Genomic DNA, 21036 nt, shown 5'->3' with positions numbered 1-21036 from the left:
GGCGGTCAAGGACACCTCAAGGGTCTCACGTGCCGCCGACAGCCCGGCAAACCATCACTCGGCCTTGTAGTCCTTGCCCAGGATGACGGTGACTTCGGCGTTCGCGGAGGCCTCGCCCTTGCGGACGGCGCGCGCGGGGAGCCCGAGCGTCTTGGCGACCTCCTCCGCCTTGGCCTTCTGCGCCGCGTCGGCGTAGACGACCTCGGAGGTGCTCTCCGTGCCGTCGGCCCTGCCGCCGTCGATCACGGCGTATCCGCCGTTGACCAGAACGATCCGAGCCGTTTCCGTGGCGTCGTCGTCACCGCTGGCGTTGCGGACGCCGACCCGGACCACGGAGCCCGGCTCGGGAGGGCTGACGGAGCCGCCCAGGATGTCCTTCACCACGCTGCGGGTGGCGTCCTCGGTGAGCCGCCCGTCGCCCTGCACGGGCAGCAGCGCGGTCTTGTACGCCCCGGTCCTGGCGTGCTCGGCGAGTTTGGCCAGCGAGGCGCCGAGGTCCTTCTCGGGGAGCGACGGGTCGAGGATCTGCGCCAGGGACCGGACCGTCACGGTGGCGTTCTCGGGGTCGTCAGACATCTTGCGGAGCACCCCGTGCACGACCTGGCCGAACCGCTGGAGCTGGGCGGTCTCGGACTCGCCCGGCCCGCGGTACGTGGCGTAGGCGACGGCCATGCGCCCGTCGAGCGTCTGGTTCTCACCCTTCCGCACGACGGGGTCCTCGCCCTCCTTGGCGGCGGGCACCTCGGCGTCGGTGGTGAGGTCGATGCCTCCGACGAGTTCGACCAGGTTCTCCAGGTAGGGCGTGTCGAGCCGCCACGTGCCGGTGATCTTCGTGCCGAGGAGGGCGCCGATAGCCTCGCGGGTGCCGGAGGAGCCGTCGTCGTCGACGGACTTGCCGAGGGTGGTGGTGGTCCCGTCGTCGTTCGTGACGGCGAGGGCGTTCGGCAGCAGGACGGTGGTGCCCTGCTTCGTGGTGGCGTTGTCCACCAGGAGGGCCGTGGACGTGGCCTCGTCCTTGGTGTTGTGCAGGTGCAGGACGATCACGTCACGCTTCTGCGGGCCGGTCGCCGTGGCCGTGCCCTGCTGGGCGTCCTCCTTGGACAAGCCGGGGAGCAGGCCCGCGTACCAGAGGTAGCCGACACCACCGACGAGGGCAAGGGCGAGGACGACGCACAGGGCGACGATCCGGTTGCGGCCGCGCCGCTTGGCCTCCTCGCGGCGCTCGGAGCGGCTCTCGGTGAACTTGAGCCAGTCGATGACGTCCTCGGACTCCTCGTTGGACTCGTCGACGAAGGCGAACTGCTCGGTCCGGTAGTCCCCGCCGTCACTCGTGTCCCGCTCTTCCCGGGTTCCCTTGGCGTCTCCGGAGTCCCGGCTGTCACGGGGGTCCGGGCGGTCACTGGGGGCGGTGCGGCGGTCGCCGGCGGCGGCGCGACGGCCGGTGCGCGGGGCATCGGGGGCCGGGCGCTCCGCGGGCGGCTCGGTGGAACCGTCGGCGTCGGGCGCGGGGCGGCGCTGCTCGGGTACGCCCGCGGGCGCGGCCACCTGGCCGGGGCTGGTGGACGGGGCGGGCTGGGCCGACGACGACCGGGCGGCGGGGGGCTGCGGGACCTGGGAGGCGTACGGGAACTGCGCGGCCTGGGGTGGCTGCGGGGCCTGAGGCGTAGGCGGGTTCTGCGGGGTCTGCCACTGCTGGGAGCCGTACGGGTCGTACCCGCCGTAGCCCTGCTGGCCCTGCCCCTGCGCCCGCTCCTCGTAGCCCTGGTACCGCTGGTCCTGGGGGTACGGCTGGGGCTCCGGGTACGGCTGGGCCGCCTGCGCGTACGGGTCGTAGCCGTATCCGTAGCCCTGCTCCTCGGACGCCTGAGGCTGCTGGGACGGGAGCGGCTGCTGGGTCTGCTGGACCTGCTGGTACACCGGCTGCCCGTACTCGTCGTAGCCGACGATCTGCGGCTGCGGCGGGTAGTACGGGTCGTACTGGCTGTTCTGGTCGTTCACCGGTGCCCCTCTCCGTAGCTCACTGGCCCCGGTACAACTGACGCTTGTCGATGTAGCGGACCACACCGTCCGGCACGAGATACCAGACGGGATCGCCCTGCGCCACCCGCTCGCGGCAGTCCGACGACGAGATGGCGAGCGCGGGCACCTCGACCAGGGACACGCCGCCCTTGGGCAGGCCGTCGTCCGACAGGTCGTGGCCGGGGCGGGTGACCCCGATGAAGTGGGCGAGCGAGAAGAGCTCCTCGGCGTTGCGCCAGCCGGGCATGATCTGCGACAGCGCGTCGGCGCCGGTGATGAAGAACAGATCCGTGTCCGGGTTGAGAGCGCGCAGGTCCCGGAGGGTGTCGATGGTGTACGTGGGGCCCGCGCGGTCGATGTCGATGCGACTGACCGAGAACTGCGGGTTCGACGCCGTGGCGATGACCGTCATGAGGTAGCGGTCCTCGGCCGGGGACACCGTCTTGTGACTCTTCTGCCAGGGCTGCCCGGTCGGCACGAACACCACCTCGTCCAGGTGGAACAGGGCGGCCACCTCACTGGCGGCCACCAGGTGTCCGTGGTGGATCGGGTCGAACGTCCCACCCATCACGCCCAGGCGGCGCTTGCCGGGACTTCTCGGCACTTCCTGCTCTCCCATGCGTGCAGAGCCTAACGGCACGGCGATACGGCCCGGTCCCGGCGGTCGCCGGCTCAGCGGTCGCGGTTGAAGCGGGTGGTGATCCAGAGCAGGAGGAGGAGCGCGATGAGGGCGCCGCCACCGGTGACGTACGGGTTGAGGCTTTCGTGGTTGCCGTGGTGCTCGGAGCCCTCGGCCAGCGTGACCAGGTGGGCGGCGGCGGTGTGGAGGCTGCTCATCTTCTGCGGGACCTATCCATCGGAGTCGGAGCGGAGACTTCGCGCACATCGTATGCGGGCGGTCCGGGCACCCTCACGCCGACTCAGGCGTTGTCTTGACACTGGCCGTTGTCCACAGGCCGTTATCCACAGCCTCGGCGGGTTTTCGAAGCACCGCCTACGCTGAGGTCTGTCAGGGGGACGAGTCACATCTCGTACGAAAATGGGGGCAACCATGACAGAGACCGGCCGTGAGAACGTGCCCAGCCGTGCGCGCCGGCGCTTTCCCGGCATCTCCTCCCGCGCCTACGAGCATCCCGCGGACCGTTCCGCGCTCGTCGCCCTGCGCAAGCTCAGCGGCTTCGACACGGTGTTCAAGGCGCTGAGCGGGCTGCTGCCCGAGCGCAGCCTGCGCCTGCTGTACCTCTCCGACTCCGTGCGGGTGAGCGACGCGCAGTTCGCCCACCTCCACGACATGCTGCGGGACGCCTGCTACATCCTCGACCTGGAGAAGGTCCCGTCGATGTACGTCACGCAGGACCCCAAGCCCAACGCGATGTGCATCGGCCTGGACGAGCCGATCATCGTGGTCACCACCGGGCTGGTGGAGCTGCTGGACGAGGAGGAGATGCGGGCCGTCGTCGGCCACGAGGTGGGGCACGCCCTCTCGGGCCACTCCGTGTACCGGACGGTGCTGCTGTTCCTCACCAACCTGGCGCTGAAGGTGGCGTGGGTCCCGCTCGGCAATGTGGCGGTCATGGCGATCGTCACGGCGCTGCGGGAGTGGTTCCGCAAGTCGGAGCTGTCGGCGGACCGGGCCGGGCTGCTGGTCGGCCAGGACCTCCAGGCGTCGATGCGGGGCCTGATGAAGCTGGCGGGCGGGCACCACCTGCACGAGATGAACGTGGACGCGTTCCTCGCGCAGGCGGAGGAGTACGAGGAGTCCGGCGACCTGCGCGACTCCGTGCTGAAGATCCTGAACGTGCTGCCGCGTTCGCACCCGTTCACGACGGTGCGGGCGGCCGAGCTGAAGAAGTGGGCGGAGAGCCGCGACTACCAGCGGATCATGGACGGCCACTACCCGCGGCGGTCGGACGACAAGGACACGTCCGTCACGGACTCTTTCCGCGAGTCGGCGAGCCACTACGCGGACACGGTGCGCGCGAGCAAGGATCCGCTGATGAAGCTGGTCGGCGACATAGCCGGTGGCGCCGGTGACCTGGGCGGCAAGCTCTTCGAGAAGTTCACCGGCACGCCGGGGGGCCGCTCGGCTCCGGGCGGCGACGAGAAGTCCGGCGGCCCGGGCACAACCTGATCGCCCCCGCTGCCACGTCGGCCGCGTCCTGGGCCGGAGGTCGGCCGCCCGGGCCAGGACTGGGCCCGAGCCCGGCTGGGACTGCGGGCGGCCGGGCCTCTGAGCCCTGGTGTTGAGCCTGGCTTGGGCCTCGGGCTTGGCTTGGGCCCGGCTGGGCTTGGAAGGGCGGCTGGGCCTGGTCCCAGGCCGGGGGCGGGGCGTGGTTCGGTGGAGGACCGGCCGCCGGAGCCCGCTGCGGGCGGAGTGCGTGCCCCGGGCTTGGGCGCCCGCTTGGACCTGTGCCGGGCCCGGGCAGAGCCAGCACGGCTTGGTCCCCTGGGCCGGGCGCGCGGCTCGGCGCCTGGGCTGGAACTGGGCGCGGCCGAGCTTGGGCATGAGCCCGTCGCGGCGCGGGCTCACCCCGCCAGGACGATACGCGGGTTGGCACTTCCAGGGCGATGCGCGGATTGGCCCCGCCAGGCGATGCGTGGGGGCCGGGGGCGGGGGCGCTGAGGTGCCGCCGGGCAGCACCCCTGTGGCCCCGGGACTCGGTTCGGTCCGGCTGAGTCGTGTCTTGTGGTGATCCTCCCAGAACGTCTTGCGGTGATCTTCCCGGGCGTTACGGGCGCGCTTCCTTCCGACCTGCGGTGAGCTGCTGCCCGCCTGGGAGGAGTGGTGGCTACGGAGGGGAGGGCTGACTGTTCGGGGACAGGGTGGCGCAGAGTCGGGTCGCCGTCGCCGTCGCCGGGGTGGGTGCGTAGGGGTCGGTGACCGGCGGGGCGGTCGTCGTGGGGCGTTCGCCGGCCAGAAGAGGCCGTAGGGCTCCGGAGAGGTCGGCGGAGCAGTCCATGGGACCGGCCTGGAGCTGGCTGGTGACCAGCTCGGCGCGGTGCATGCGCAGGTCGTCACGGTCGAAGCGGAGGCGCAGTTCACGGCGGACGGTGAACAGCGAGGCGTCGTCCGGGTCGGTGCCCGGGCCCGGCGGGCGCAGCGCGTAGGCGAAGGTGTGGTCCGACGTGACCTCCAGGACGTCGGCGGACGTCTCGGTCACCTGGAGGGTGCCTCGGACGCGGACGCCGGGGTCGGCGAGGGTCGCGTGGGCCGGGTCGAACCGGACGAGCCAGCCGCCCGTGGCGTGGCGGCCGTCGGCGGCCGGGGACTCGACGCTCGCGTCGAACTGGGCGAGCTGGTCGGGATCGATGAGCAGCCGGACGGGCCGGGTGCTGTCGCCGGTGAGGGTGTCGGGGTCGAGCGAAGACCGGAAGAGGAAGTCCTTCGCGATGGTCAGGGCGGTCATGACCTGCCCCTGGGAGAAGTGGGCGGTGCGCCGGGCGGGCGGCAGGGTGATACCGGCGGCACCGGGGCGGTACTGGTCGGCGGGGCTCCGGGCGTAGAGGTCGCCGGGGCGGCCCCCGGGTACGGGCCCGGTCGGTGCCAGGGCGACGAGGGTGACGCGCAGGGGTTCGGTTCGCAGGTCGGGAGGTGGTTGGTACGGGTAGCGGGTGCCGAGGTGGATGGCGGCGGCGAAGACCGTCGCGACGAGCAGCACGAGGATGAGGGCCCCGAGGCGCGGACCGTGGACGCGCCGCCGGGCCGGGAGCCAGTGGTGGCGGCGGTCGAGGTCGTAGGCGTACTCGTAGGCGGCGTCGCGGTCGAGGGCCCGGGCGGGATCGCCGTGGTCGGGGCCGGGGCGGTCGCGGACGGCGGGGGTGTCGTCGTCGCTCATGCGTTCCTGGGCGGACAGTTCCTGGAGGCGGGCAGCGCGAACGAAGGACTCGTCGAAGACGACGGGCCGGTATTCGTCCTCGCTCCTGCCGGGGAACCCCTCCGGTGTGCCGTCGGGCGTCCCCTCGGGCGGGTCGGCACTCCCTGCCATACCTTCAGGGTGGGTCGGTGGGGGGTGCGGTAAACGCCTCGGCGGGTGCCGAGTGGGCGGTCCGCGGCGGCCGTGAACCAGCCGGGCGCGAGGCGTGGGACCGGTGGGACAGGGGGCGCGAAGCCTCCGGGACGAGAGGGGTAGGCAGGGCTGGGTGCAGGCGGGCCTGACCGGCGACAAGGGCTCTGCGGGCCACCGACATCGTGAGGACAGAGGCCGCGAGGACTCCCGGGGCCGGGGATGGGCTCGCGGGGACGCCGTGGCCGGGGCTCAGGGCGCGGGCACTGGCGGACGTGGTGGGAGAGCGGGGCCAGAGGGCTGTAGGGACGGCCGGGGCGGGGGTCAGGACGTGCGGGCACGCGGAGCCCCGAGTTAGGGCGCGGCCGGGGGCAGGAAGTGCGGGGCCGCCGGGACCGGGGGCAGGGCCGGGCGGGGCGGGGGGGCCGCCGGGACAGGGGCGGGGAGGGGGCGGGGGGCGGGGGGGGAGCCCGAGGGTCAGGGGGCTGTGGGGACTGGTGGGGTGGTGATGGAGTCCGGGGCGATGTCGGTGCTGGCCGGGGTGGGGATCTGGTCGTCACGGTCACCGGATGAGCCGCGGTACACGGCGGAGAAGGCGAGGGCGACCATGCCGAGGCCCATCAGGAGAGCGACGAGCCACGCGACGGGGCGGTACCAGCGATTGGACGGACGGTACGGGCGGAGGGCGCCGCCGTAGGGGCCGTACGGGTCCTGGGGGTCGTCGGGGTCGTACGGCTCGAAGTCGTCGTCGTGGTCGTCGCGCGTGTGACGGTCGGGGCCGTACGGGTCGTCGTCGGGCGGGGAGCCGCCTCGTGTCCCGGCGGCGTCCGCGTCGGCGCGGGCCTGGGCGGCGGCGACGAGCCGCTCGACCGCGGACGGTTCGTGGATCTCGGCGGCCCGTACGAAGTCCTCGTCGAACACCACGGAGGCGAATTCCTCGTCGGCGCCTCCGCGGTCGTCGTCGGGCTCCCAGCCGTCCGGGAACGGCCTGCCCCCCACGTCGTCCGGCACGTGTCTCAGGGTAGACCCGGACGGGACCGTTCGGCAGGGAGAGTGCGCAACCTCCCCCTGCCGGGCGGGGCGGCCCGAAGGCGGGCCGGGCGGGGCGGTTACCGGATGTGACCGTCGCCGGTGACGATGTACTTGGTCGAGGTGAGTTCCGGCAGGCCCATGGGGCCGCGGGCGTGGAGCTTCTGGGTCGAGATGCCGATCTCGGCGCCGAAGCCGAACTGGCCGCCGTCGGTGAACCGGGTGGAGGCGTTCACGGCGACTGTCGTGGAATCCACCAGTTGGGTGAACCGGCGGGCGGCGGCCTGCGAGGTGGTGACGATCGCCTCGGTGTGACCGGAGGTCCAGAGCCGGATGTGGGCGACGGCGGCGTCCAGCGATTCGACCACGGCGGCGGCGATGTCGTACGAGAGGTACTCGGTCTCCCAGTCGTCCGGGGTGGCCGGGACGACGGTGGCCTTGGAGCCGTCGGCGTACGGCAGGACGCGCTCGTCGCCGTGGACGGTCACACCGGCCTCGGCGAGAGCGTCCAGGGCGCGCGGCAGGAACCTGGGGGCGATGTCCTGGTGGACGAGGAGGGTCTCGGCGGCGTTGCACACGCTGACGCGCTGCGCCTTGGAGTTGACCAGGATGTCCACGGCCATGTCGATGTCGGCCTCGGCGTCGACGTAGACGTGGCAGTTGCCCGTGCCGGTCTCGATGACCGGGACGGTGGACTCCTCCACGACCGTGCGGATCAGGGAGGCGCCGCCGCGCGGGATGAGGACGTCCACCAGGCCGCGCGCCCGCATCAGCTCGCGCACCGAGTCGCGGGACTCGCCCGGTACCAGCTGCACGGCGTCCGCCGGGAGCCCGGCGCCGCCGACGGCGTCGCGCAGGACGCGGACCAGGGCCGTGTTGGAGGCGTACGCCGAGGACGAGCCGCGCAGCAGGACGGCGTTGCCGGCCTTCAGGCAGAGGGCGGCGGCGTCCACGGTGACGTTGGGCCGGGCCTCGTAGATGATGCCGACCACGCCGAGCGGGACGCGGACCTGCCGCAGGTCCAGGCCGTTGGGGAGGGTGGAGCCGCGCACGACCTCGCCGACCGGGTCGGGCAGGGCGGCGACGTGCCGGACGTCGGCGGCGATGGCGCGCACCCGCTCGGGCGTCAGGGTGAGGCGGTCCACGACGGACTCGCTGGTGCCGGCCTCCCGGGCCTTGGCGACGTCCTCGGCGTTCGCCTGGACGATCTCGGCCGTGCGGACTTCGAGGGCGTCGGCCATGGCCAGCAGCGCGTCGTCCTTCGCCGCGCGCGGCAGTGGCGCGATGTCGGCGGCGGCCGCACGGGCCCGATAGGCGGCCCGCGCCACCGGCGACATGTCGTCGTACGGGTGCATGGACGGGGAGGCGGATTGCGAGGTCATGCCCGCAGGGTAATGCGCTCCCCGCGGGCATCCCGCATATGTCCCGCTCCGTCCCGCTCTGCGAGACACCCGAGACGCCCTTCCGGGCACCCGGCAGGGGGCAGCTCGCCAGGGCGCTCCGCCGCAGGTCCGGGCGCTGCGCCGACCTCGAACCGGCCGTCCACCGGCGACCGGGCCCCGCCCGACCGGGCGGCCCCGCGCCACCCGCGAACCAGGAACCGGGCGACCCAGCGGCCCATCGGCCCCGGGCCACCCGCAAGCCAGCGGCCGAGCGACCCTGGCCCAGCGGCCGGGCCGACCCCAGGCTGCCCCCCCGCGCCGACACGAGCCGACCCGGTTTCCAGCCCCGCACCGGCACCGAGCCACCTCCCGCCCGTACCGAACCTGCGGCTCCGTCCCGGTCCGGGCCCTGGTACCAGCAGCCCGGTCCGGGGCTGGAACCGGTCGCGCGGCCGGGCCGCTCGAGGCCGGGGCGGGCCCACGGCCCGAGTGTGGCCGAATCAGTACGGGTGCACGCCGACCGGTGCGGCGGGCGGCGGCCCGTACCCCTCCGCGATGCGCTGGTGGTACGTCTCGCGGTCGATGACCTCCAGGCCGACGATCTCCCAGGGCGGCAGCTTGGCGCTCTGCCGGTGCTCGCCCCACAGGCGCAGGGCGACGGCGGCCGCGTCGTGCAGGTCGCGGGCCTCCTCCCAGTACCGGATCTCGGCGTGATCGGTGGCGTATCTGCTGGTCAGCAGGAACGGATGGTCGTGGGCGAGCTGTTCGAGCGCCCGCCGGACCTCTGCCAGCGGGGCTTCCCGGCCCGACACGCTCAGCGTGATGTGCCACAGCTTGGACACCGGCCGGTCCGGGGTGCGGTCGGCCGCCCCCGGGCCCGTACGGGTGCCCGTTCCCGCAGTGGCGCCGCGACCGGTCACGGACCGGAGCGCGGCGTCGTCGAAATCGGCCCCGGCCTCGACACTGGTCAAGGCACGTTCGGTCGTCCCGCGGGGCCCGGCCCCTGGGCGCGCTCGTCTCACCGGCGGCCTCCTGTTGATGCGTTGTCGTGCTGTCACCCCGCTTGCCCCCCGGACAAAGTTGACCAGTCCCGAGCGGGACGTGGGGGCGTTTTGGTGAAGGTGCCCGGCGGTTGACCCGACTTTCAGCCGTTCCAGGGGTGCAGGACGACCAGATCGTCCCTGTGTACGACTTCGCGCTCGTACGCCGGTCCCAGCTCCCTCGCCAGCTCCTTGGTGGAGCGGCCGAGGAGCTGCGGGATCTCCTTGGCGTCGAAGTTGACGAGGCCGCGCGCGACGGCGCGGCCCTGGCCGTCGCGCAGCTCGACCGGGTCCCCGGCGCCGAACTCGCCCTCGACGGCGGCGATCCCGGCGGGCAGCAGCGACTTCCGTCCGTGCACGACGGCCCGTACGGCCCCCTCGTCGAGGGTGAGGGCGCCCTGCGGGGCGGAGGCGTGCGCGAGCCACAGCAGTCGGCCCGCGGAGCGGCGCCCGGTGCGGTGGAAGTAGGTGCCGGTGTCCCGCCCGGCGAGGGCGTCGGCGGCGCGGCTGGCGGAGGTGAGGACGACGGGGATTCCGGCGGCCGCGGCGATGCGGGCCGCCTCGACCTTGGTGACCATGCCGCCGGTGCCGACCCCGGCCTTGCCCGCGGAGCCGATCTCGATGCCGGCGAGGTCCTCGGGGCCGCGGACCTCTTCGATGCGGGACGTGCCGGGGCGGCTGGGGTCGCCGTCGTAGAGGCCGTCCACGTCGGACAGCAGCACCAGCAGGTCTGCGCGGACGAGGTGGGCGACGAGGGCGGCGAGCCGGTCGTTGTCGCCGAAGCGGATCTCGTCCGTGGCGACCGTGTCGTTCTCGTTGACGATCGGCATGGCGCCCATGGCGAGGAGCTGTTCGAGCGTCCGGTACGCGTTGCGGTAGTGGGCGCGGCGGCTCATGTCGTCGCTGGTCAGGAGGATCTGGCCGACCCGTGCGCCGTAGCGGGCGAAGGACGCGGTGTAGCGGGCGACGAGGAGTCCCTGGCCGACGCTGGCGGCGGCCTGCTGCCGGGCGAGGTCCTTGGGGCGGCGGTCGAGGCCGAGCGGCGCGAGACCGGCGGCGATGGCGCCGGACGACACGAGGACGATCTCCCGGTCGCCCGCGCCACGGACCTTGGCGAGTACGTCCACCAGCGCGTCCACGCGGTCGGCGTCGAGGCCGCCCGACGCTGTGGTCAGGGAGGACGAACCGACCTTGACGACGATCCTGCGGGCTTCCGTCACGTACTGCCTTGCCTGTGTCACGTGGCGAATCTATGCCAGCGGGGCGGGTGGGCGCGCGCCGTTCCACCCGGTGGACAGGTTTTTGGACAGTCCCGGAGCCGGTCGGTCCGGTGGCGCCAAACGGCCCGTACGCGCCCCGGGAAGGGCGGGTACGGGCCGTCCGGCCACCTGCGGAGGGGCAGCCGGTCGGGCCACCGCCCCAGCGGTCAGCCCTCCGCCGCAGCGGTCACCCCACGGCCGTCGGCTCGGCGGCGGCGCCGTTCTCCTCCGCCACGGCCTCCGGGCTGTCGTCGCCGACGCCCAGCGGCGCGGCGCCGTCCTCGCGGTCCAGCTCACCGATCGACTGTCCGGCCAGCCGCTGCGCGACGCCCTCGTTGCGCGCCTCGGCCCTGGCGGTCAGCGCGCGTACGGCGACGTTGAACCGCTCCATGGAGGTGGGCTCGTCGGGGCCGAGCAGGTACCGCTTGAGGGCGCGCCGCTCCTCCGCCATGTGGTCGGCGGCCGGGTCGGCGACGGCGGCGAGCAGTTCGTCCAGTTCCGCGGCGCTGTTGGACAGCACGACCGCGGCGCGGACGGCGGTGTTCTGCCGCCGGAACTCGTCGGCGCCGATGTCGGCGGAGTCGGTCACCGCGTAGGGCTTGCCGCTGGCGATGAAGTCGGAGACGACGCTGGAGATGTCCGAGACCATGCCGTCCGACTCGTTGAAGCAGTCGTACAGATGGGGCTGGGCGCCGGTGACGACGCGGTGCTCCCACCAGCCGAACGAGCGCCAGTAGGCGTCGTCCCACTCGGCGCGCAGCCGCTTGACCTCGGCGAGGCGGTGCGGGTCGGCGAGGGAGACGCGGGAGGTTTCGGCCTCGTCGGTGCCCTTGCGGCCGGGGCTGGCAAGCTCGGCGAGGCGGGCCTCGATACGGGTCAGTTCGGCGCGGGCGGCGGCGTGGCCGGCCTGCGCGGCGGCGGCCTCGCGGACCCAGCGCGGGTCGGCGGCGCGGCGCGCGGCGGCCTCGGCGACCATGGCGCGGATGCGCTCGTCGACGGCCTTGGCCTTCTTGTTGACCAGGCCCGTGAACGGGTGCGGCTTGTAGATGACGCGGACCGGGTCCGGCGCGTCCAGCAGGCGTCGGACGATGTTCTCGCCCGCGAGGAGCAGCGAGGTGTTGCCCGGGTTGCCGTCCCAGCCCTCCCAGGTGGGGGCGTACAGGATGGTCGGGATGGGGTTCTTGGGCGTGCCCGTCCAGCGCTGTATGGGGGCGAGCTGGGGGCGGCCGACCTCCACGATGTCCTCGTCGCGGACGCCGACGTCGGCGAGGGCGTACCGGTCGCGGCCGGCCTGGCCCGCGGTCCACACCTCGTCGTACACCTTGGAGAACGGGTTGACACTGGCGAGCTTGTCGCTGTCGCCGTGGCCGATGAAGACGTGCTTGCAGGTGGGCACGCGCAGCATGTGGATGTTCTTGCCGACGTTGGCGGGGTAGAGCGTGACGCGGAGCGTGGACCAGTCGCGGGCCATCATGTGCTGGCCGCCGGGGATGCACAGGACGGGTACGGCGGTGTCGCCCAGCTTCGGGACGAGGTTCCGCTCGCGCATGATGATGATCGGGCGGCCGTCCACCTGCTCCATGGTGTCGAGCCACATGTTGACCTGGTACGCCGCGTCGTCGGAGCCGGAGAAGTACAGCGCGGCGGTCGGCTGGTACTCGCGCAGCCAGGTGTCGACGGCCTTGAGGACGGCGCCCGCGCCCGGGACGCGGCGCTTGCGGCGCGCGTGCGGGACGAGCAGCAGGATGTAGAGCGCGCCGAGGGCCAGGGTGGTGGCGGCGCCCGCGTAGGCGAGGACGGCACGGCCGGTGACGGCGGCGGCGACGATGCCCGCGACGGCGGGCAGGTCGAGGTGGAGCATCTTCTCGCCCGCGCGGTGGAGCAGGGCGCGCGGCGGGGCGTCGGGGATGCGCACGCCGTGCAGGTCCACGTTGCGGGTGACGACCGGCATGGTGCGGCGGAGCCGGATGAAGGTGGCGAGCGCGCCGTGCGGGGCCTGGAGTCCGTAGAAGAGCAGGAAGCAGGCGACCGTCGCGTAGAACACCGGCTGGTCGGCGAGGCCCTCGCGGGCGAGGAGCAGGATCAGCAGCAGCTGGCGCAGCAGGAAGCGGATCGGCAGCCCGGCGCGGACCTTGTTGAGGCGGTTGACCAGATAGCTCTTCTTCTGGTGCAGGTACCAGTCGGCGGCGTAGGTGACGGCGCCGGCGCCCGCGAACAGCCAGATGTCCGGGATCAGCGCGGCGAGCATGACGCACGGGAATCCGAGTCCCATAAGGACTGCCGCGGCCAGCTCCGACCCGCTGCCCACTCGGGCCAGTCGAATGACGGTCGAAATCACGTAGAACCTGCTCCAGACGGGGATGCCGGTTGTTTCACAAGGCTTTTTGGCTCCGTGAAGGTGGGGCTTCACCGAGCGGGCCCCCGCATTCGCGAATGCTCGCTGATGCAGGGGCCCGGGAATTCACATCCTGCGAGTATTACACATCTTCCTGGCGGTCCAGGACGGCCGCCAGTGCCTGCTCGAATCCGGATGCCTCGCCCGCCGCGCGGGTCGGGTCCTGCTGCCGTACGTCGATGACGTGGCCGGTCAGTTCGGAGAGGAGGACGTCCAGGGAGGTGCGGGCGACGGCCTCGGAGGAGAGCAGCGTACCGGCGGGCTCCTGGCCGAACGCCTTGGTGCGCATCGGGGTCGCCGTCCGCTCCGGATTGACGCAGTTCACCCGGATTCCGTCGGCCGCCCATTCGTCGGCGAGGGCCTGCGTGAGATTCACCATGGCGGCCTTGGTGGACGAATAGAGGCTGTACTCGGCGCGGCCGCGGGTGTAGCTGGAGGAGGTGTAGAGGAGAAGCTGCCCCTTGGTCTCCACGAGGTACTTGTAGGAGGCACGCGCGATCTGCACCGGCGCCAGGTAATTGACGTTCAGGGCTTCCTGAATGGTGGCGTTGTCGGTTTCGGCGAGCTTGCCGATGCGCAGCACGCCGGCCGTGTTGATGACGTAGTCGACGCGGCCCGTCTCGGCGTACGCCTTGGCGAGCGCATCCTCGACGTGCTGCGGGTTCTCGACGTGGGTGCCGGTCGTGGAGCGGCCGAGGGCGTAGACGTGGGCGCCGTACCGCTCGGCGAGGGCGGCGATGTCGGCGCCGATGCCGTACGAGCCGCCGAAGACGACGAGGGTCCGGCCGGAGAGGAGCTCGCGGTACGCGTCCTCGTCGGCCTGGGCGGGGGCGGCGGTGGAGGCGAGCTGGAACAGCTTGTCGGCGATGAAGACGTCGACGGGCTGCGTCACCTTCATGTTGTACTCGTCGCCGGGCACGACGTGGATCGGCACGTCGGGCAGGTAGCGGAGCACGACGGAGCAGTCGTCGGTGGCCTGGAAGTTGGGGTCGCCCGCGGCGATCTCGTACGCCCGGCGGATCGTGGACAGCTTGAACGCCTGCGGGGTCTGGCCGCGGCGCAGCCGGGAGCGGTCCGGGACGTCCGTGATGAACTCGCCGTCCTCACCGTGCGTGCGCGTCACGATGATCGTGTCGGCGGACGGGATGGCGACGTCGACGGCCTGGAAGCGGTCGAGGGCGGCCACACAGTCCTTGATCACGCGCTGTGACAGCAGGGGGCGTACGGCGTCGTGGAAGAGGACGTTGAGGTCCTCGCCGTCGGCGAGGCCCTCGCCGAGGGCGCGGATGGCGCGCTCGGTGGTCTCGTTGCGGGTGGCGCCGCCCTCGATGATCCGGGTGACCTTGGCCAGTCCCGCCTTGGCGACGATCTTCTCGACGTCGGCCACGAAACCCGGCGCCATCAGCACGATCACGTCGTCGACGCAGTCCGCCTGTTCGAAGATCGTGAGCGTGTGCTCGATGACCGCCTTGCCCGCGATCTTCAGCAGCTGCTTCGGGATCGCGAGCCCCACACGCTGGCCGGTGCCCCCCGCGAGGACGACTGCGGTGGTGCGGGTCTTGGCTTCACGAGGCGCGGACGGAGGCGCAGACACAGGGACGACCTACCTTGCTATGGCTCGGGGACGGGCTGATGGTCGCACCCTCCGTTACCGTCTCGCAAGGCGGGACGAAGGGGGCGGAAGCTTGCCGGACACCGGCAGTTCACCGTGTGGCCAGCCTCGTTGGCGGGGCCGGAACGAGACGCTGTCGTGACGGAGAGCACATGATCCGGCGGTTCGGGAGATCCTGTGCTCCCGGCGCGAGCGGGGGGTGTACGGACCGCGACCACTCCCTCACCTGCCGGCCCGCGCGTCGGACCGCACGCCGCGGGGAGCGGACCCGGGGCGCGGCGCGGCGCCGGGGGCGTCATGCGTCGGTGACCCGGACGTACAGGGCGTTGTGCCCGTCGTGGCGGAGCGTGAGCTCGACCATCAGCTGGGGCTGCCGCCGCACCTTGCGCACGAGGCGGCGCGCCAGCAGCAGGGGCCGCCGCTTGTGGCGCCGTACGGGCCGGTACGCGAAGACGTCCGCCTTGGCGACCACGTCGTCCAGCAGCCTGGCGACCTTCACCGGCGGCCGGTCGGGGGCGTACCGCAGCCACAGCGCCCAGGTGTCCTGCTCGCGGCGGCGCCGACCGGCCAGCTCCCCCCAGGGCAGCGCGATCCGGAAGCGGTCGCCGGGCAGCCAGGTCCCGGGGACGGCGGCCTCCTCGTGGCTGTCGTACCGGCGCATGACCAGCTCGGGCCGGTCCGCCCGGTCCGTGACGGGCCCGAGGAGGCGGCCGGTCAGGGTGGCGTGGTCGTCGGTGAGCCCGATGTCGCCCGCCTCGGCGTGCACGGCCCGCACCCAGGAGCGCAGCTCCAGCAGGTGCCGCGGGGGGCGCCGGTACGGGACGAGGTGGCGCACCCCGTCGCCGGGGCCCATCCGGTCGGCGGGGCGCAGCGAGCCGCGCTGGTCCACGGCGCGCGCGGTGAGCGGGGCGCGGGCGCCGGTGGCGGCGTGCTCGACGTGGCACTCCCAGTTGCCCTCGGCCAGATCGTCGCCCGCGGGGATGGTGAGGGTGCCGTCGGGCCGGAAGGCGTACGTCCGCTCGACCGGTTGCGGGCCCTGGAGTACGGCGACGAGGCACGGGGCGTCGTGGTGGGCGGCCGCGGCGGGCGGGGCGAGCAGGGTGACGGTGAGCGAGCCGTCCGCCTCGGCGACGCAGTCCGCGACGGGCGCGAAGCCCGCGTCGTCCTCGTGGCCGTCGTCGGCCGGGTGCTCGCGCGGAGACTCCTCTTGTACGTCCGGTACGGCGCTGTGGGCACCGCCCCCGGTCGGCGCGCCGCTCAGGGACGCGGCGCCCCGGCCCCGTATCCCGGCCCCGGCACCTACACGCCCCTCGGCTTCGGCAGGCGCACCGGCCGCCGCGCCCGCATCCACAACCGCATCCGCACCGGGAGCCGGCCCCGCCCCAGGAGCCGCCCCCGTACCGGCACCGGCCGCCGCGCCCCGCCTCCGCGTCCCCGCGCCCAGCTCCGTGAAGAGGGCGTCGTACCGCTCGGCGACGACCGACGGGTCGAAGCGGCGCGCGTTGCGCAGGGCCGCCTCCCCCATGCGGCGGCGCAGCCCCTCGTCCTCGATCAGCCGCAGCAGCGCGGCGGCCACGGCGTCCACGTCCCCGACCGGGACGAGCAGGCCGTCCTCCCCGTCCTTGATGATCTCGCGGGGGCCGTAGTCGCAGTCGGTGCTCACCATGGGGACGCCGCAGCGCATCGACTCGACGAGCGTCATGCCGAACGACTCGTGCCGTGACGTGGACGCGGCGATGGCGCCCTTGACCCACTCGGGCTCGATGGGCGAGCGGGGGCCCATGAGGAAGACGTGGTTGTGGAGGCCGAGGGTCTCGATGTGGCGCCGCAGCTTGTCGCGCTCGGTGCCCCAGCCGCAGATGCGCAGCGTCCACTCGGGCCGTACGGCGACGACCTTGGCGAAGGCCCGGATCAGCACGTCGTACCGCTTCTCCGGGGAGAGCCGCCCGGCGGCGACGACGGTCGTGCCGGACTGGTCGGACGGGGCGACCATGGGCTCGGGGACGCTGTTCGGTATGCACAGCACCCGGGTGACCGGCAGGTCCATCCGCTCGCGCCACACGGCCGCGTCGCCCTCGGAGACGGTCACGAAGGCGTCGAGCGCTTCGAGGTGGGGCCGCAGCTCCTCGCGCAGGGCGGGCTTGTGGTGGTTGTGCGTCATGTGCTCCTGGCCGATGAGCACCGCTTCCTCGGGCGCGAACCGCGCGACGTACGCGACCAGCCCGGGGCGGGTGCCGATCACCACGTCGGCGTCGGAGCGCGCGTAGTGGGCGCGGACCCGCTCGTCGGTGAGCCTGCTGTACTCCTTGTACCGTGCCTCGGCGCGGGGGAAGAACTCGGCCGGGGTGAGCTGGTCGGGGTGGTCCTTCTCGCAGGTCGGGGACTTGGGGCGGGTGTCGACCAGGGGCACGACGGTGATGCGCGGGTCGATCGTGAAGAGCGGGATGTCCCGGTGCCGGAAGACGGAGACGATCTCGACCTCGTGCCGTTCCGCGAGCGCCTCGGCGAGGTTGAGCGTGGTGCGGATGGTGCCGCCGATGCCGTAGACGGTGTGGATGAGGAAAGAGATCTTCACCGGTGCCCCATGTGTGTGCCTGCGGGCGCACCGCATGGGCGCCCGGAATGCTAGACGGTGCCGGTATGGGAAAGGTTGTGCAGGCCAGAGCCCATTCTCCGGCCCGGGGCCGGGCGGCGCGCGTCGGGCGGTGACCGCCCCGGCACCGGGCGGCGCGCGGGACGCCGGCATACGCGAAGGGCGGGGCATACGCGAGCGGCGGGGCCACCCTCAGGCGACCCCGCCGATGTCCCTTCCAGCGGACGGCTTCTGACGAAGGATCAGAAGCCCTCCTCTCAGAAGGGGTTGAACTCGTCGTACTCGCGCTCGGCCTCGTCCCGCTCCGCCTGGCGGTCCTTGCGGCGCTGGGCGGCGGGGCGCGGGGCCTCCAGACGGTGGTCCTCGCCACGGCGGCCGAGCATCTCGGCGCCCGCCATCATGGTGGGCTCCCAGTCGAAGACGACCGCGTTGTCCTCGGAGCCGATGGCGACGCCGTCGCCCGCACGGGCACCGGCCTTCATCAGCTCCTCCTCGACACCGAGGCGGTTGAGGCGGTCGGCGAGGTAGCCGACGGCCTCGTCGTTGTTGAAGTCGGTCTGGCGGACCCAGCGCTCCGGCTTCTCGCCGCGCACCCGGTACAGCCCGTCCTCCTCGCGCGTGACGGTGAAGCCCGCGTCGTCCACGGCCTTCGGGCGGATGACGATCCGGGTCGCCTCCTCCTTCGGCTTCGCGGCGCGCGCCTTGGCGACGATCTCCGCGAGCGCGAAGGACAGCTCCTTCAGGCCCAGGTGGGCGACGGCCGACACCTCGAAGACGCGGTAGCCGCGTGCCTCCAGGTCGGGGCGGACCATGTCGGCGAGGTCCTTGCCGTCCGGGATGTCGGTCTTGTTGAGGACGACCACGCGGGGCCGGTCGTCGAGCCCGCCGTACTGGCGCAGCTCCTCCTCGATGATGTCCAGGTCGGACACCGGGTCGCGCTCCGACTCCAGGGTGGCCGTGTCCAGCACGTGCACGAGGACGCTGCACCGCTCGACGTGGCGCAGGAACTCCAGACCGAGGCCCCTGCCCTGGCTGGCGCCGGGGATGAGGCCGGGCACGTCGGCGATCGTGTAGACGGTCGAGCCGGCGGTGACGACGCCGAGGTTCGGCACGAGGGTGGTGAACGGGTAGTCCGCGATCTTGGGCTTGGCGGCGGACAGCACGGAGATCAGCGAGGACTTGCCGGCGCTGGGGTAGCCGACCAGCGCCACGTCGGCGACGGTCTTCAGCTCCAGGACGATGTCCTGTACGTCCCCGGGCTCGCCGAGCAGCGCGAAGCCGGGCGCCTTGCGGCGGGCCGAGGCCAGCGCGGCGTTGCCGAGGCCGCCGCGGCCGCCCTGCGCCGCCACGTACCGGGTGCCGTGGCCGACCAGGTCCGCGAGGACCTCGCCGTTCCGGTCGAGGACGACCGTGCCGTCCGGCACCGGGAGGACCAGGTCCTGGCCGTCCTTGCCGGAGCGGTTGCCGCCCTCGCCGGGCTTGCCGTTGGTGGCCTTGCGGTGCGGGGAGTGGTGGTACTCGAGCAGCGTGGTCACGGACTGGTCGACGACGAGGATCACATCGCCGCCGCGCCCTCCGTTGCCGCCGTCGGGGCCGCCGAGCGGCTTGAACTTCTCCCGGTGGACGGAGGCACAGCCGTGGCCTCCGTTACCCGCGGCGACGTGCAGCTCGACGCGGTCCACGAAGGTGGTCATGGTGGGGTGCCTCCAGCGGTGCGGAAATGTAAGGAAATCGTACGAGGTGTCTCAGCTGTAACACGCGAAGGGCGGACCCTCTTCCCGCACGGTGTGAACCGTGCGGGAGGAGAGGCCCGCCCTAGCGAATCGTCCGGTCAGGCGACCGGGACGATGTTCACGACCTTGCGGCCGCGGAAGGTGCCGAACTGCACCGAACCGGCCTGCAGCGCGAACAGCGTGTCGTCGCCGCCACGGCCGACGCCCGCACCCGGGTGGAAGTGCGTGCCACGCTGGCGGACCAGGATCTCACCGGCGTTGACGACCTGACCGCCGAAGCGCTTCACGCCGAGCCGCTGAGCGTTGGAGTCGCGACCGTTCCGGGTGGACGATGCGCCCTTCTTGTGTGCCATGTCTCCTCAGTCCCTTACTTCGCGGCCGTCGGGATCGCCGTGACCTTGATCGCCGTGTACTGCTGGCGGTGGCCCTGACGACGGCGGTAGCCGGTCTTGTTCTTGTAGCGCAGGATGTCGATCTTGGCGCCCTTGTGGTGGTCCACAACCTCGGCCTCAACCTTGATGCCGGCCAGGACCCACGGGTCGCTGGTCACGGAGTCGCCGTCGACAACGAGCAGGGTCGAGAGCTCGACCGTGTCGCCAACCTTGGCAGTGGAAATCTTGTCAACCTCAACGATGTCGCCGACAGCAACCTTGTGCTGGCGACCACCGCTGCGCACGATGGCGTACACGCGGATCTCTCCTCGCTCGAAACGGAAACCCCTGACGCCAGCCGCCCGCACGGGCAGGGCCCGCGACTGGACCGGATGGTCGGAACGGCCTCCCCCGACCTGGGCCGGGAGGGAAGGTGCTCAGGAGCTGGCGCGCATGGAAACACGCCGACGGTCAAGACTAGGCCCCGCCCCGGACCCGGTCAAACTGAGCCCTACCTGAGGCGGGGCTGGGTCGACCCCACCTCTCTCGGCGCCTAGGACTTGTCCGGCCGATCATGTGACTACTTCGCACCCGTGTCGTTGGTGTGGGCATGGGGCGGGGTGATTTGACGGATGCCGAGTGGGAACGGCTTCGGCCGTTCCTGCCGGTCAGTAACAGGCGTTGCGGCAGGTGGCGGGATCACCGGCAGGTGATCGACGGGATTCTGCATCGGGTGCGGACCGGCGTGCAGTGGCGTGACCTGCCCGAACGGTTCGGCCCGTGGAAGACGGTTTAAGAAGGCCACCGTCTGTGGTCGGCCGACGGCACCTGGGAACGCCTGCTCCAGCAGGTCCAGGCCGAGGCCGACGTGGCAGGTGAGATCGACTGGGACATCGCGGTCGACTCCACCATCGTGCGCGCTCATCAACACGCTGCCGGCGCTCGGGCCGAACCTCCGCCGGTACCCGCGTCAAAGGGGGCCGAAGAGGGGGAACACCAGGGCGAGACGTCGTGGCAGAGCCTGGTCGCCCGTCTGGTGGAGGTGGTGCCGGAGGCGAGGGCCTGGGCCGCTCGCGGGGCGGGTTCACCAGCAAGCTCCACCTGAGCGCGGACGGCCGCTGCCGCCCGCTGTCCCTGGTGGTCACCGGCGGACAGCGGGCGGACTGCACCCAGTTCGAGCCGGTCCTGGAAAGGATTCGCGTCCCCAGGAGCGGTCCGGGCAGGCCGCGCAAGAAGCCCGACAGCCTGGCGGCAGACAAGGCCTGCAGCAACGGGCCCTGCCGCGAGTACCTGCGACGGCGGGGAATCCGCCACACCATCCCGGAGAAGACCGACAGCCAAGCCGCCCGCCTGCGCAAGGGCGCACGCGGCGGACGACCGCCCGGCTTTGACGCAGCCCGCTACAAGAAGCGCAACACCGTCGAGCGGGCGATCAACCTCCTGAAGCAGTCCCGGGCAGTCGCCACCCGCTACGACAAGCGCGGCTACGTCTTCCTCGGCACCGCCACAGCAGCAGCCCTTGTCATCTGGCTACGAGCTTGATCGCCCGGACAAGTCCTAGCCTCCCTGACCATCGGCCGCGCCCGACGCATCCCCGCC

Annotated in this window: 15 protein-coding genes and 1 pseudogene; 2 read left to right on the top strand and 14 right to left on the bottom strand. The window is 72.5% G+C overall.

The window, feature by feature from the left end; all coding sequences use genetic code 11:
• Window positions 1–54: 54 nt before the first annotated feature.
• The 3 genes from J116_RS19530 to J116_RS30145 are packed head-to-tail and all read right to left on the bottom strand — an operon-like array spanning window position 55 to window position 2856.
• Entirely contained in the window at window positions 55–1998 is a 1944-nt protein-coding gene (locus tag J116_RS19530) for an LCP family protein (protein ID WP_023588758.1), read from the bottom strand.
• Between the two features lie 19 nt (window positions 1999–2017).
• Window positions 2018–2638, bottom strand: a complete 621-nt coding sequence (nadD, locus tag J116_RS19525; RefSeq protein WP_028964276.1) for a nicotinate-nucleotide adenylyltransferase — start codon at window positions 2636–2638, stop codon at window positions 2018–2020.
• 53 nt (window positions 2639–2691) lie between these two features.
• The gene (locus J116_RS30145; protein WP_023588756.1) at window positions 2692–2856 is read right to left on the bottom strand and encodes a hypothetical protein; all 165 of its coding nucleotides are present in this window, start codon (window positions 2854–2856) and stop codon (window positions 2692–2694) included.
• A 214-nt stretch (window positions 2857–3070) separates the two neighbouring features.
• On the opposite strand from J116_RS30145, the gene J116_RS19520 reads away from it, so the two are divergent.
• Window positions 3071–4150 carry a M48 family metallopeptidase gene (locus tag J116_RS19520; protein WP_023588755.1) on the top strand — a complete coding sequence of 360 codons (1080 nt, stop codon included), beginning with the start codon at window positions 3071–3073 and terminating at the stop codon, window positions 4148–4150.
• Between the two features lie 658 nt (window positions 4151–4808).
• On the opposite strand, the gene J116_RS19515 is transcribed toward J116_RS19520, so the two are convergent.
• The 11 genes from J116_RS19515 to rplU all read right to left on the bottom strand — a co-directional run bounded on the left by J116_RS19515 (window position 4809) and on the right by rplU (window position 19754).
• The gene (locus J116_RS19515; protein ID WP_023588754.1) at window positions 4809–6005 is read right to left on the bottom strand and encodes an SCO2583 family membrane protein; all 1197 of its coding nucleotides are present in this window, start codon (window positions 6003–6005) and stop codon (window positions 4809–4811) included.
• A 495-nt stretch (window positions 6006–6500) separates the two neighbouring features.
• Window positions 6501–7034, bottom strand: coding sequence for an SCO2584 family spore wall biosynthesis protein (locus tag J116_RS19510; protein ID WP_023588753.1), 534 nt, complete (start codon window positions 7032–7034; stop codon window positions 6501–6503).
• Between the two features lie 98 nt (window positions 7035–7132).
• Entirely contained in the window at window positions 7133–8434 is a 1302-nt protein-coding gene (locus J116_RS19505; protein ID WP_028964275.1) for a glutamate-5-semialdehyde dehydrogenase, read from the bottom strand.
• 500 nt (window positions 8435–8934) lie between these two features.
• Complete coding sequence (locus tag J116_RS19500; RefSeq protein WP_023588751.1) at window positions 8935–9456, bottom strand: hypothetical protein; 522 nt, start codon at window positions 9454–9456, stop codon at window positions 8935–8937.
• Between the two features lie 122 nt (window positions 9457–9578).
• Window positions 9579–10715, bottom strand: a complete 1137-nt coding sequence (gene proB, locus J116_RS19495) for a glutamate 5-kinase (protein WP_099048180.1) — start codon at window positions 10713–10715, stop codon at window positions 9579–9581.
• A gap of 205 nt (window positions 10716–10920) precedes the next feature.
• Window positions 10921–13071, bottom strand: coding sequence for a hypothetical protein (locus J116_RS19490; RefSeq protein ID WP_051203564.1), 2151 nt, complete (start codon window positions 13069–13071; stop codon window positions 10921–10923).
• Window positions 13072–13210: 139 nt separating this feature from the next.
• Window positions 13211–14722 (bottom strand): bifunctional cytidylyltransferase/SDR family oxidoreductase, encoded by a 1512-nt coding sequence (locus J116_RS19485; protein ID WP_028964274.1) that lies wholly within the window; start codon window positions 14720–14722, stop codon window positions 13211–13213.
• Between the two features lie 313 nt (window positions 14723–15035).
• Entirely contained in the window at window positions 15036–17315 is a 2280-nt protein-coding gene (locus J116_RS28730) for a glycosyltransferase family 4 protein (RefSeq protein WP_023588747.1), read from the bottom strand.
• A 275-nt stretch (window positions 17316–17590) separates the two neighbouring features.
• Complete coding sequence (gene obgE / locus J116_RS19475; RefSeq protein ID WP_023588746.1) at window positions 17591–19027, bottom strand: GTPase ObgE; 1437 nt, start codon at window positions 19025–19027, stop codon at window positions 17591–17593.
• Between the two features lie 137 nt (window positions 19028–19164).
• Entirely contained in the window at window positions 19165–19419 is a 255-nt protein-coding gene (gene rpmA / locus J116_RS19470) for a 50S ribosomal protein L27 (protein WP_010476314.1), read from the bottom strand.
• A 14-nt stretch (window positions 19420–19433) separates the two neighbouring features.
• Window positions 19434–19754, bottom strand: coding sequence for a 50S ribosomal protein L21 (gene rplU / locus J116_RS19465; protein ID WP_023588745.1), 321 nt, complete (start codon window positions 19752–19754; stop codon window positions 19434–19436).
• A 293-nt stretch (window positions 19755–20047) separates the two neighbouring features.
• Here rplU and J116_RS28725 point away from each other — a divergent pair.
• Window positions 20048–20979: pseudogene (locus J116_RS28725) on the top strand (IS5 family transposase).
• Window positions 20980–21036: the final 57 nt, after the last annotated feature.

The organism is Streptomyces thermolilacinus SPC6, from assembly GCF_000478605.2.
Taxonomy (GTDB): domain Bacteria; phylum Actinomycetota; class Actinomycetes; order Streptomycetales; family Streptomycetaceae; genus Streptomyces; species Streptomyces thermolilacinus.
Note: the sequence above shows the minus strand (reverse complement) of the source record. Positions and strands in the feature narration are given on the sequence as shown.